This window comes from Streptomyces sp. NPDC045899, assembly GCF_056431485.1.
Map to the genome: position 1 here is coordinate 472888 of NZ_JBWKKP010000001.1, position 12307 is coordinate 485194.

The window sequence follows — 12307 nt, forward strand, 5'->3', positions numbered from 1 at the left end:
CCCTTGTCAGACACCTCGTGGCGCCGCGCCCGGCCAAGGAGGAGCCTCCCGCACCGGGCGTACGGCGGGAAGGGCCGGTACGGCCACGGGGCCGACGGTCCGCGTCCCCCCGCTGCGCGGGGGCTTCGGGTGCGCACGGCCGGGGCGGCCCGGACCCGCACGCTGGACGCCGAACCGCCGCCCAGGGCCCGGTACCGGTTCGGCCGCGCCGTACATCGTGCGTACCGGGCACGGCGCTCCACGGAGGCTTGCGGTGCGCGGAGGGGGCGTCGGGCCACCGCCGTGGCCGGTGCCGGTCCGGGCGGGCCGCATGTCGTGCCTGCCGAGTGCTGCCCACCGCTCCGCGCGGCCGGGGCAGCTCGGTGGGCCGTGGGGCGCGACTCGGTGGTGTTCGCCTGTGCAGGCGGTCGGCTCCGGGCGCACCGAAGCTCATCCCCGGTCGGCTGAGCGGGGCTCGGTGAGGCGGGTGTGGAGGGCGCGGGCCGAGGCGTCGGTCAGGGCGGCGATCTGGTCCACGATCGCGCGCAGCCGCCCGGCGTCGTCCCCGGCCTCCTCGAACAGGGCACGGAACTGCGGGTCCAGCCCGACCGGGGCGCGGGCGATCAGAGCCTCCCCCAGTTCGGCGATGACCACCCGCTGGTCGGCGCGGACCAGCTCCTGGTCAGCGCGCTGGATGACGTAACGGTCGGCCACCGCCTTGAGCACCGCGCACTCCAGCCGGATGGAGCGGGGCACCACCAGCGAGGCCGCGTAACGGGTGAAGCGGCCGGTGCCGTAGGCGGCGCGGGTGGCGCCCTCGGCGGCCAGGCAGAACCGGCCGATCAGCTGGCTGGTGGCGTCCTTCAGCCGGGCCTGGGCCACCGGTGAGCCGTCGTAGCCGTGGGGCCACCACTCCTGTTCCAGCAGCCGGTCCAGCGCCTCGGCCAGCTCCTGCGGATCGGCGCCGGGCGCGTACCGGTCGGCGGCGACGGCGAACACCTCGGCCCGCTCGGGCTCGGCGAGCAGGCTGGCCGGGTCGAGATGACCGGCGTGCAGCCCGTCCTCGACGTCGTGCACCGAGTACGCCACGTCGTCGGACCAGTCCATGACCTGGGCCTCGAAGGTCGTACGGCCTTCGGGGGCGCCCTGCCGGAACCAGCGGAAGACCGGGATGTCGTCCTCGTAGACGCCGAACTTCGGGGAGCCGGGGTCACGGGGGTGGCCACCGCGCGGCCAGGGGTATTTGGTGGCGGCGTCGAGCGCCGCGCGGGTGAGGTTGAGACCGACGCTGCGCTGGCCGCCGGTCTCCTCGTCGGGGACGAACCGCTTGGGCTCAAGACGGGCCAGCAGCCGCAGTGACTGCGCGTTTCCCTCGAAGCCGCCGCAGGGCGCGGCGATCTCGTTGAGCACCTGCTCGCCGTTGTGCCCGAAGGGCGGATGGCCGAGGTCATGGGCGAGACAGGCCATCTCGACCAGATCCGGGTCACAGCCGAGGGCGGCGCCCAGCTCCCGGCCCACCTGCGCGCACTCCAGGGAGTGGGTCAGCCGGGTGCGCGGGGTGGCGTCCCAGGCCGGGGCGCGCCGCGGCGGGCCGTGGTCGGCGGCCGGGGCGGCGGGCACCACCTGGGTCTTCCCGGCCAGTCTGCGCAGGGCGGCGGAGTGCAGCACCCGGGCCCGGTCCCGCTGGAAGGCGGTGCGGCCCGGCCGTTTGTCGGGCTCGGCCGCCCACCGCTCGAGATCCGCAGCGTCGTAGCCGGGGATCCGGCGGGCCGTGGCCTCACCGGTGGTTCCGGGCCGGTACGACGCGTCGGAAGGGTCGGGATCAGGTCCTGCTGGGCTGTTCATACACCGACGGTAACCGCCCCGTGTGACAAGGGAGCACTCGCGAGGGCCTGTTCGTAGCGGTGCAGAACGAGCCGGGCGACGGCCGGATGGGCGCCGAGCGGGGCCGCCGCGACCCCCGGGGCGGCGTCCGCGCACTGGCTCGCGAAGCGGCCGGGAGCGGTGAAGTACGAGGCCACCGCGGGCCGCTCATGGCCCAGGCCGGCCAGTGCGCGCAGCGCGTCGGACACGCGGGGCCCGGTGCCGGAGGCGTGTCCGGGCAGGACCGGGGCACCGCCGAGCCGGGTGCTGAGCAGCTCGGCGGTACGGGCGGTGTCGACGGCCGCGTCCGGGTCGTTGGAGCCCGCGGAGGCCAGGACCACACCGCCCGGCGCGGCGGTGGGCGCCCCGGGCCGCCGGGCCGCCTCTGCCAGCCGGGCATACAGGGCCTCGGCCAGCAGGGGGTGCGGGCCCAGCGGGCCGGCGATCCGGGCGCGGAGGTGGGCCGCGGCGGCGACGGTGGCCGGGATGTCCCGCTTGGTGTGGTGGCCGCGGCCCAGGAGCAGCGGCACCACCACGACGTCACCGCGCAGGGCGGCGAGGGTGTCGGTCAGCAGCGGCTGGTTCAGCTCGATGTGGCCCAGGCGCACCGGCACCTCGGGGCGGAGCGCCCGGACCCGGTCCAGGAGCGCGGTCACGGTGCGCAGCGCACGGGGGTCCCGGCTGCCGTGGGCGACGGCGACCAGGGTCGGCGGGGGCGGCGCGGGGCGGCGGGCCGACCGCCTCCTGCGGCTGAGCTGGGTGTGGAGCTGTGCGGTGATCCGGTTCATGAGCTGCGCCGTGCTCTCGAAGTCGTGGGGGCCGGTGGGGCCGGGAGGCCGGGGAGGGCCGGAAGGACCGTGGGGACCGGGAGGACCCGGGCGGGGCGACGCCGTCATGAGAAGAGCCTGGCAGCGGCGTGTTGCGCCGCCGTTGCGCCGCGGTGACGGGTGGTTGCGCCGACTTCACCGGCGCTTCCGGGACGCGCTGAGGTCCGGTTCCCGGAGGCGAAACGCACCGGGACGCGGTCCGTAACACGGGCGTAGCACGCTCCCCCGTATGCCGCACGCTCCTGGGGACGCACCCGCCACCGCCACCGCCGCCGTCGATACGCACTGCCCGTACTGCGCGCTGCAGTGCGGGATGACGCTGCGGCCGTCGGCGGCGGACGTCGGTGTCGAGGTGGTGGAACGCACCGCGTTCCCGGTCAATCGCGGCGCGCTGTGCGGCAAGGGGCGCACGGCGCCCGCCCTGCTCTCCTCCCGGGTGCGTCTGACCGGGCCGCTGGTCCGCCGCCCTGACACCGGTCGGCTCGAACCGGCCACCTGGGAGGAGGCCCTCGACCGGGTAGCGGACGGCCTCGCGGCCACCCGCGGGGCGCACGGTCCGGACGCGGTGGGGGTGTTCGGCGGCGGCGGGCTGACCAACGAGAAGGCGTACGCGCTGGGGAAGTTCGCGCGGGTGGTGCTCGGCACCTCGCAGATCGACTACAACGGCCGGTTCTGCATGTCCTCGGCCGCCGCGGCCCACCAGCGGGCCTTCGGCCTGGACCGGGGCCTGCCGTTCCCGCTGGCGGACGTCTCCCGCACGGGCTGTGTGATCCTCGTGGGCTCCAACCTCGCCGAGACGATGCCGCCCGCGCTGCGCTATCTGACCGAGCTGCGGGAGGCGGGCGGGCGGCTGATCGTGGTCGATCCGCGCCGTACGCGCACCGCCGAACAGGCCGATCTGCACCTCGCCCCCCGGCCCGGGACCGATCTCGCGCTGGCCCTGGGGCTGCTGCACCTGGTGGTGGCGGAGGGGCGGGTGGACGAGGAGTTCATCGCGCGGCGGACCACGGGCTGGGCGGAGGCACGGGCCGCCGCCATGGCCCACTGGCCGGAACTGGTCGAGCGGATCACCGGTGTCCCGGTGCCCGAACTCCGGCGGGCGATCGGCATGTTCTGCGACGCGGAGAACGCGATGGTGCTCACCGCGCGCGGCCCCGAGCAGCAGTCCAAGGGCACGGACACCGTCGGCGCCTGGATCAACCTGTGCCTGGCCACCGGCCGCGCCGGGCGCCCGCTGTCCGGCTACGGCTGTCTCACCGGCCAGGGCAACGGCCAGGGCGGCCGGGAACACGGCCAGAAGGCCGATCAGCTCCCCGGCTACCGCAAACTGGACGACCCCGCCGCGCGCGCTCATGTGGCGGGCGTCTGGGGCGTGGACCCCGACGCGCTGCCGGGCCCGGGGCGCAGCGCGTACGAACTGCTGGACGCGCTCGGCGGCGAGGTGCGGGGGCTGCTGCTCATGGGCTCCAACCCGCTGGTCTCCGCGCCCCGCGCGGCCCACATCGAATCGCGGCTGCGCTCGCTGGACTTCCTGGCGGTCGCGGACGTCGTGCTCTCCGAGACGGCCGCGCTCGCGGACGTCGTCCTGCCGGTGGCCCAGTGGGCCGAGGAGACGGGCACGACGACCAACCTGGAGGGCCGGGTCATCCTGCGCCGGGCGGCCGTCTCCCCGCCGCCGGGTGTGCGGACGGACCTGGCGGTGCTGAACGCCTTGGCGGCGCGGCTCGGTTGGGAGAAGGGGTTCCCCGCCGACCCGGAGGAAGTCTTCGACGAACTGCGCCGCGCGTCGGCCGGCGGCCCCGCGGACTACTCGGGCATCACCTACCGCAGGATCGCGCACGAGGACGGTGTGTTCTGGCCCTGTCCGGCCCCGGCCGGGGACGGGGAACGGACCGGGGCCGGACCGGAGGGCGACCGGGCGGGGACGGGGGATGCGGGTCCGGCCGGGACGGTCGCGCCTCATCCCGGTACACCGCGGCTCTTCCTCGAACGGTTCGCCACCGCCGACGGACGGGCCCGTTTCGTTCCCGTCACCCACCGGCCCGCCGCCGAGGAGCCGGACGCGGAGTACCCCGTGCTGCTCACCACGGGCCGGGTGCTGTCCCAGTACCAGTCGGGCGCCCAGACCCGGCGGGTGGCGGAGTTGAACGAGGCCGCGCCCGGGCCGTTCGTCCAGCTCCATCCGCTGCTCGCGGACCGGCTGGGCGCGGCGGAGGGGGCTCCGCTCGCCGTGGTCTCCCGCCGCGGCCGGACCGTGGCCCCGGCGCGGATCAGCCGGGACATCCGGCCGGACACGGTGTTCATGCCGTTCCACTGGGCGGGGCCGGGCCGGGCCAACACGGTCACCAACCCGGCGCTGGACCCGGTCTCGCGGATGCCGGAGTTCAAGGTGTGCGCGGTACGGGTGGAGCTGGCCGGGGGCTGATCCCCGGGCCGCCCCGCCCGTCCCCCGCACCCGCGGGGGTTGGTCCGGCGGGGCCCGTACCGGGCGTGGGAGATGCCGGTCGTCCCCGCGCCGCCGGGAGCGGTCAGTGGTGCCAGGCCTTGCCGTCGGTGTTGTGGATCATCCGCTGGAGGACCTTGAGGACGGTCACATAGGTGTCGTCGTCGATGCCCTCGTGGATCCGCGCGCGCATCTGGAGCTGGCGCTCCGCGGCCCGTTCGCGCAACGCCCCTCCCTCGTCGGTCAGCCGGAGCCGCGCCCCCTCGCCGGACACGAGCAGACCGCGCTGCAGAAGGGCGTCGATCTCCGGCTCGAGGGTGTCGCCCGCGTCCAGGTAGCCCTCCAGGACCGACCGCACCCGCTCACGGAGGCGGCCGTCCGCACCGCCGTCGAACACCTGGTTGAGCACCCACCACTGGGGCTGGCTGAGGCCGAACTCGGCCAGCCCGGCGCGGATGTGGGTCACCACCGAGGTGTGCGCGGCCCAGGACCAGTAGCCGATGGGCTGCCGGACCAGTTCGGCGTCGCTGTGGGAGTACTCCATCACCCTGTCCTCATTTCGCTTCGTCCGTCCGTGGGACTGATCGCGTGACCGGGTCACGCGACTGCTCATGAACGTAGAAGTTGAACCCGAGGTGAGGTCAACCGCCGCTATCCGGTCTCCCCGACTTCCTTCAGATAGGCCGCCCGCGTCGGCTCGTCCAGGAAGGCGGCGCGGAAGGAGTTGCGGGCCAGGGTGCGCAGGGTGGCGTCGTCGAGCCCGAGCGCGGTCCGCACGGCGGTGTAGTTGTCGCCCACGTAGCCGCCGAAGTAGGCGGGGTCGTCGGAGTTCACCGTCACCAGCAGCCCGGCGTCCAGCATCGCGGGCAGTGGATGGTCCTCGAGGCGGTCGACGACGCGCAGCCGGACGTTGGACAGCGGGCACACGGTCAGCGGGACCTGGTCCGCGACCAGCCGCGCGACCAGTGCCTCGTCCTCCAGGCAGCGCACACCGTGGTCGATCCGGTCCACACCGAGGACGTCCAGCGCCTCCCACACGTACGCGGGCGGGCCCTCCTCCCCCGCGTGCGCCACGCACTTCAGCCCGGCCTCCCGGGCCCGCGCGTACACCTCGCGGAACTTCGACGGCGGGTTGCCGACCTCGGCCGAGTCCAGGCCGACGGCGGCGATCCGGTCCAGGTGGGGCCGGGCCGACTCGAACGTCTCCAGGGCGGACTCCGCGCTCTTGTCGCGCAGGAAGCACATGATGAGGCGGGTGGTGATGCCGTAGGTCTCCTGGGCGGTGTCCAGGGCCCGCGACAGGCCCCCGATGACGGTGCCGATGGGGACGCCGCGCTCGGTGTGGGCCTGCGGGTCGAAGAAGATCTCCGCGTGCCGCACGCCCTGTTCCCGGGCGCGGGCCAGGTACGCGTGGGCGAGGTCGGCGAAGTCGTCCTCGGTGCGCAGCACGGCCATCAGCGCGTAGTACAGGTCCAGGAAGTCCTGGAGGTCGGTGAAGGAGTACGCGGCCCGCAGCTCGTCCTCGGTGCCGTAGGGCAGCACGACGCCGTTGCGCCCGGCGAGCGCGAAGGCGAGTCCGGGCTCCAGGGTGCCCTCGATATGGAGGTGGAGCTCTGCTGTGGGGATCGGGGGCACGGCTTGATCACACCTGTTTTCTCGGTCGTACGGAACGTCCCCAGGCTATGCGGAAGGGGCCCGCCGGGCTGATCGCCACCCCCCTGCGACGCGGCCGGAACACGGCCGGAACGCGGCCGGAACGCAACCGCACGGCGCCCGTGGTCGTCCCTCAGCCCGACGGACGCAGGGCCGGCAAGACGGGTCGGGGGGGACGGATGGGGCGTGTGGGGGCGCGGTTCGAGCGGATGCGGTGGGCCGCGATGACGCCGTGGTACCGGGCGCGGCGGCGGCTCCGGCGGCTGTTCCGGCGGCGTACGCGGCGGGAACAGCGGCGGCTCTTCCAGACCGGCGCGGCGCTGTGCGTCCTGGCGCTGCTTCCCGCGACCTGGCTGCGGCTGACCACCGAGGACCGGATCCGCACGGTCGCGGACGTGCCCGCGGCCCCGGTCGGGGTGGTCTTCGGGGCCGGGCTGTGGAACGGGGCGCCGTCCCCGTACCTGGCGCACCGGCTGGACACCGCCGCGCGGCTCTACCGGGCGGGCAAGGTGCGGGCGCTGCTGGTGACCGGCGACAACAGCCGCCAGGACTACAACGAGCCGGACGCGATGCGCGCCTATCTGGCCCGGCACGGCGTACCCGAGGGGCGGATCGTGCGCGACTACGCGGGCTTCGACAGCTGGGACTCGTGCAGCCGCGCCCGGCGGATCTTCGGGGTGCGCCGGGCGGTCCTGGTGAGCCAGGGCTTCCACATTCAGCGGGCCCTGGCCCTGTGCGGTGCCGCGGGGATCGACGCGTACGGGGTGGCGGTCGACGAGCCGCACGACGTGACCTGGAACTACGGTGCGCTGCGCGAGGTACTGGCGGCGAACAAGGCGGTCCTGGACGCGGCCTTCCGGCCGGATCCGGCCTTCCTGGGGCCCCGGGAACGGGGCCTGGAGGAGGCGCTGGCGGCGGACGCCGGTCACCGCTGACGGGCGGGACCGCGGGTCAGCCGATGGTCGTCTCCGTGACCACCCAGGCCAGGTAGTCCTCGCTGCCGTTGGTGATCGGGGTGGCGATGACCTCGGGGGTATCGTAGTCGTGCGCCTCGCGGATATGTGCCTCCAGCTCCTCGTACCGCGCGGCGGTGGTCTTGAACAGGACCTGCCACTCGGCCGAAGTCTCGAGGGCCCCCTCCCACCGGTACACCGACGTGACGGGCTGGCTGATCTGCGCACACGCCGCCAGCCGCGCCTCCACGGCCCCGCGCGCCAGCGCCTCGGCCTTCTCGGGGGTGTCGGTGGTGGTCAGGACGGTCAGATGGTCGGCCACGGCTGCTGAACCTCTCTCCTGGGCGGCTCCGGGGCCTCCCGGCTCCGCCCGGGACCCCACCGGTGAACTGGCGCGCACCACGCTAGCCGGTGACGATTGAGAGAACCCGGCGACGATCAGACCAGGCCGATCGAGGGGCACTCATGGATGACCTCACCGCGCTCGCGCGCCACCATCTGGACCAGGCGAGAGCCGATCCGCACGGGCGCAGCGCCCATCTGTTCCTGCACGACGGACCCCTGCGGCAGAGCGTGATCGCGATGGTCTCCGGCTGTGAGCTCGACGAGCACAACGCGCCCCCGGCGGCGAGCCTCCAGGTGCTGCACGGCCATGTCCGGCTGACCGGTGCCGACGGCGGGAGCACCGAACTCATCGCGGGGCAGGTGCACCGCATCCCGCACGGGCGGCACGGGCTGCGTGCCCTGGAGGACTCGGTGGTGCTGCTGACGGCGGTGACCGCGACGGTCGGCTGTCCCGCCCCCGCCGAGGACGCGGTCACCGCGTGACGGCCCCGGTCCGCGGTCTCCCGGACGGCGCGCCCGGGCCCGGGACGTCATCGCGGGCGATCCCGCCCGGCACCCGTCAGGCCACCGGGCGGCGCAGCGCGCGCAGCACCTGACCGTCGCCGGCCGTACGGGCCTTCCGCAGCATCCGCCGCAGCTCGCCCCGGTCCACCGCGTCCGGCCGGGCCGCCCCGTGGGCGGTGACGGTGAGCCGCAGTCCGTCACGGTGGCGGGTCAGGACGATGCTCCCGCTTCCCTCGCCGCGTGTCCGGACCGACTCGGTGATCCGCCCGTCGCGCCGTCCGCCGCACGCGTGGGCGCCGGGGTCGCGGCGGACGGCGAACACCACATCGGGCCGTTCGCGCCCCGCGCCCGTGTACACGTACCGGACCCGGAAGTCGTCGTCCGCCAGCTCGCCGTTGCCCTCGTCCAGCCGGTAACCGGCGGGCGGATCGGGCAGCACCAGTTCCCGCCGGACCAGCGAGGTGCCGGTCATCAGCGCCCGGACCTCCTCCGTCTGGCGCGCCTTGTGGGTCACGGCGGTGCCGTACGCCACCACGCCGAGCATGGCCACCCCGGAGACGGTCCGGACCGCCACGCCCGTGATGAACAGCGCCGCCACCAGCGCGTAGGGCACTCCGCACAGGGCCGCGCGGGACAGCGGACCGCCCGTGTCCAGCGCTCCTGCCCGCCGGGCACCGGCACCGGCCGCGAGTCCGACCGTGCCGCCGCAGCACACCATCACGGCCCAGGCCCACCGGCCCACCGCCGTACGGCACATCGGGACCGCGCGGTGGACCGGGGCGGGGCCGTGGGCGAGCGCCGCCACCATGGCCGCCGCGACGACGGCCGGCACCACCAGGGCTCCGGCCGTGCCCCGCCCCCACCACGGCAGGGACGCGAGCCGGTGGCCCAGGGGTATCAGCAGCGCCCCCAGCAGCCACACCGGTCCGGTGGCAAGGGGGATGCGCGTCCATCGTCTCCCGGCGGTCTCCACCGCCCGATGGTGCGTCGGCGCGACGGCCGGGCGCCTGAGTACGGCTACTCAATTCCGGGCACGGGAACCGTCCGGCCGCCGCCCTCGCGCCCGCTCCTACTTGTGGCCGAAGTCCTGCGTCCATTAGGCCCGGTGCTTGCCGCCGAGGGCCACGCCTATGCCCGTCGCCTTGGAACGGCAGGAGAGGATGTTCGCCCGGTGGCCGGGGCTGTGCATCCAGGCGTCGAACGCGCCCTTGGGGGTCCTCGGCCAGGCGTCGATGTTCTCCGCCGAGGCGTCGTGGTACCCCTGCGCCTCCATCCGCTCCTTGGGGCCGGAACCATTGGTGCCGGTCTGGGAGTAGTGGCTGTGGGCTGCCATGTCCTGGCTGTGCAGCCGGGCCGCGCGGTCCAGCCGGGGGTCGCGGTGCAGCGGGGCGCAGCCGTGGTCGGCGCGGGCCTTGTTGACCAGACGGTTGATCTCCGCCTCGTAGCGCGCCACCTTCCCCGGCTTCGGCGCGGAGGTGGCTGCCGAGGCGGTGGGGGCGGGAGCGGAGGTGCCCTCGGGAGTGGCCGGGTGCGACGCCTGGGGGAAGGTCTCACCGGCCGTGGCGTCGTCCTGGGAGGAGAACACCGCCGCCGATCCGGCGACCACGCCGACGGCGGCCACGATGCCGAGGGGAATCATCCGCACTCTGCGCCGGTGGGCACCGCGCGTCTCACGCTTCGACCAAGAGAGCGGGCCGGGGCGGAATTCGCGGAACGGGCCGCGACCGTGGAGGAGAAGAAAATCTTGGCTCAGGCTCAGACAGTCTGGGGTTGATTCCCGAATGCGGTGATCCCGCACCGAATTCACGGTGTCATCGGGGTGCCGTTCAGGCGATCCACTGGTCGTACCCCAGCTTGCACACCAGGGAGACCACGACCACCACCAGCACGCCGCGGACGAAACCGCTCCCCCGCTTGAGGGCCATCCGCGCGCCCACCATGCCGCCCACGAGGTTGAAGCAGGCGAGGACGGCGGCCAAGCGCCACAGGACGGTGCCCTGGAGGCCGAACGTGACGAGGGCGCCGAGGTTGGTGCAGACGTTCACCACCTTGGCGGTGGCGGACGAGGTGACCAGATCGGTGCCGAGGGTCGCGGCCAGGGCGAGGACGAGGAACGTACCGGTGCCGGGGCCGATGAGACCGTCGTAGAAGCCGATGCCCAGACCCACTCCGAGGACCGCGGCGAGCACGCGGTGGCGGGACACCGGGCCGGTCAGCGCGGGGCCGGCGCCGAAGGTGGGCCGCAGCAGGACGAACGCGAGGACCGCCAGCAGGACGGCCATGATGAGCGGGCGGAGCACACCGCTGTCGATGCCCGAGGCGAGGTACGCCCCGGCGAGCGAGCCGGTGGCGGCGGCCACGCCGATCCGGACGGCGATCCACAGGTCCAGGGGCGCCTTGCGGGTGTAGGTGACGGCGGCGCCCGTGGTGCCGCAGATGGCGACCGCCTTGTTGGTGCCGAGGATGAACGCGGGCTGGAGATGCGGAAGTCCCACCAGCAGGGCGGGGAGCATCAGCAGTCCCCCGCCTCCCACGACGGCGTCGATCCAGCCGGCCGCCGCCGCGGTCAGACAGAGCAGGAGCAGCGTCGTCAGGGATATGTCAGGCATGGTCAGGAGCCTAGAACGGCCCCGGTCGGCCGGACCCGGAGCCCCGGGTCCGGCCGGTCTCCCGGCGGCGGCCGGTGCCGGTGATCAGCGCGCGACGGTCTTGGCTTCCTTGATCAGGAACATGCCGCACACCTCGCCCGGCCGCACGGACCGGTCCAGCTTGTCGATCTTGATGGGCCGGGCCGGGCGGACCCGCTCGACCCGCTCACCGCGCTTGACGCGCTCACCGTGCCGACCGGGCAGTGCGGGTGTCGCCTTCTTCGGTCCGGTCTCGTGCTTCATGACGACCACCACGCACTGGTCGCCGGGCTTACCGGGCGTGCCGGGCAGCACCTTGCCGCACAGGGTCTGCGACGGGGTCTCCTCCTTGGTCTTCCCCTTCCCGGGGACGGATCCCTCGGCCCGCGCGTCCGCCCCGTCGTGCCACTCCACGGCATCGCAGACGACCGCGACCCGGTCGCGGTGCTTCTCCAGCGTGCCGGAGGGGGAAGGGGAGCCCCCGGCGGCGGATGCGGGCGCGGCACCCATGGCGAGGGCACCGGCGGCCACGACGAACAGGATCTTGCGGCGCTTGGCCGCTGTGGAACGGGGCCTGGTCGACATCGTCATCTGTCTCCTTGATCGAGGGGCCGGACTCCGCCGTCCGTCAGGGGAGTCCGCCGGCCGGGGCACTCGGCCGACCGGCCCGCCCACCGTGCCGCACCGGCGCTGAGGCCCCGCTGAAGCGGCCCGGCGGCGGACCCGGTCGTCCACGGCAGCCGGGTCCAGCTCTCGCGGCTGCTGACCAATCTCACCGACAACGCCCGTCGGCACGCCCGCGCCTCGGTCCGCCTCACCGTCGGCCGGTACGAGGACGCCGTGGAACTCACCGTGGACGACGACGGTCCCGGGATCCCCGAGGCCGACCGCGACCGGGTCTTCGAACGCTTCACCCGGCTCGATCACGCCCGGGCCCGCCAGGACGGCGGCACCGGTCTGGGACTCGCCATCGCCCATGACATCGCTCACGCCCACGGGGGGACGCTCACCGTCCTCACCAGCCCCGAGGGCGGTGCCCGGCTGCTGTTGCGCCTGCCGCGGGCCGTCTCCGCCTGACTGCCCGAATGCGGAGAACGGTTGTCCGTTCCGCCC

General features: G+C 74.4%; 12 protein-coding genes and 1 pseudogene. 4 read left to right on the plus strand and 9 right to left on the minus strand.

Annotated elements, in window-relative coordinates; all coding sequences use genetic code 11:
- Positions 1-429 precede the first annotated feature (429 nt).
- Positions 430-1824: a deoxyguanosinetriphosphate triphosphohydrolase gene (locus AC07FT_RS02160; protein ID WP_479173243.1), complete on the minus strand. Its 1395-nt coding sequence runs from the start codon at positions 1822-1824 to the stop codon at positions 430-432.
- Positions 1821-2630, minus strand: coding sequence for a sirohydrochlorin chelatase (locus tag AC07FT_RS02165; protein ID WP_479173245.1), 810 nt, complete (start codon positions 2628-2630; stop codon positions 1821-1823). The genes AC07FT_RS02160 and AC07FT_RS02165 overlap by 4 nt, the downstream gene beginning before the upstream one ends.
- A gap of 268 nt (positions 2631-2898) precedes the next feature.
- On the opposite strand from AC07FT_RS02165, the gene AC07FT_RS02170 reads away from it, so the two are divergent.
- Positions 2899-5094: a molybdopterin oxidoreductase family protein gene (locus AC07FT_RS02170; protein ID WP_479173247.1), complete on the plus strand. Its 2196-nt coding sequence runs from the start codon at positions 2899-2901 to the stop codon at positions 5092-5094.
- Between the two features lie 103 nt (positions 5095-5197).
- On the opposite strand, the gene AC07FT_RS02175 is transcribed toward AC07FT_RS02170, so the two are convergent.
- Positions 5198-5656, minus strand: a complete 459-nt coding sequence (locus AC07FT_RS02175) for a MarR family winged helix-turn-helix transcriptional regulator (protein ID WP_479173249.1) — start codon at positions 5654-5656, stop codon at positions 5198-5200.
- Positions 5657-5763: 107 nt separating this feature from the next.
- Positions 5764-6747, minus strand: coding sequence for an adenosine deaminase (locus AC07FT_RS02180; protein ID WP_479173250.1), 984 nt, complete (start codon positions 6745-6747; stop codon positions 5764-5766).
- Between the two features lie 227 nt (positions 6748-6974).
- Between AC07FT_RS02180 and AC07FT_RS02185 the strand changes: the two genes are divergently transcribed.
- Entirely contained in the window at positions 6975-7700 is a 726-nt protein-coding gene (locus tag AC07FT_RS02185; protein ID WP_479173379.1) for a SanA/YdcF family protein, read from the plus strand.
- Positions 7701-7716: 16 nt separating this feature from the next.
- On the opposite strand, the gene cutA is transcribed toward AC07FT_RS02185, so the two are convergent.
- Positions 7717-8040 (minus strand): divalent-cation tolerance protein CutA, encoded by a 324-nt coding sequence (gene cutA, locus AC07FT_RS02190; protein ID WP_479173251.1) that lies wholly within the window; start codon positions 8038-8040, stop codon positions 7717-7719.
- Positions 8041-8183: 143 nt separating this feature from the next.
- On the opposite strand from cutA, the gene AC07FT_RS02195 reads away from it, so the two are divergent.
- Complete coding sequence (locus tag AC07FT_RS02195) at positions 8184-8546, plus strand: cupin domain-containing protein (RefSeq protein ID WP_479173253.1); 363 nt, start codon at positions 8184-8186, stop codon at positions 8544-8546.
- A 76-nt stretch (positions 8547-8622) separates the two neighbouring features.
- Here AC07FT_RS02195 and AC07FT_RS02200 read toward each other — a convergent pair whose 3' ends face one another.
- The 4 genes from AC07FT_RS02200 to AC07FT_RS02215 all read right to left on the minus strand — a co-directional run bounded on the left by AC07FT_RS02200 (position 8623) and on the right by AC07FT_RS02215 (position 11779).
- Positions 8623-9540: a hypothetical protein gene (locus tag AC07FT_RS02200; RefSeq protein WP_479173255.1), complete on the minus strand. Its 918-nt coding sequence runs from the start codon at positions 9538-9540 to the stop codon at positions 8623-8625.
- A gap of 123 nt (positions 9541-9663) precedes the next feature.
- Positions 9664-10206, minus strand: coding sequence for a CAP domain-containing protein (locus tag AC07FT_RS02205; RefSeq protein ID WP_479173381.1), 543 nt, complete (start codon positions 10204-10206; stop codon positions 9664-9666).
- Between the two features lie 187 nt (positions 10207-10393).
- Positions 10394-11176 carry a sulfite exporter TauE/SafE family protein gene (locus AC07FT_RS02210; RefSeq protein ID WP_471204326.1) on the minus strand — a complete coding sequence of 261 codons (783 nt, stop codon included), beginning with the start codon at positions 11174-11176 and terminating at the stop codon, positions 10394-10396.
- A gap of 84 nt (positions 11177-11260) precedes the next feature.
- The gene (locus AC07FT_RS02215) at positions 11261-11779 is read right to left on the minus strand and encodes a hypothetical protein (RefSeq protein ID WP_479173257.1); all 519 of its coding nucleotides are present in this window, start codon (positions 11777-11779) and stop codon (positions 11261-11263) included.
- 168 nt (positions 11780-11947) lie between these two features.
- Here AC07FT_RS02215 and AC07FT_RS02220 point away from each other — a divergent pair.
- Positions 11948-12271 (plus strand): annotated as a pseudogene (locus AC07FT_RS02220) (ATP-binding protein); the annotation flags it as partial.
- Positions 12272-12307: the final 36 nt, after the last annotated feature.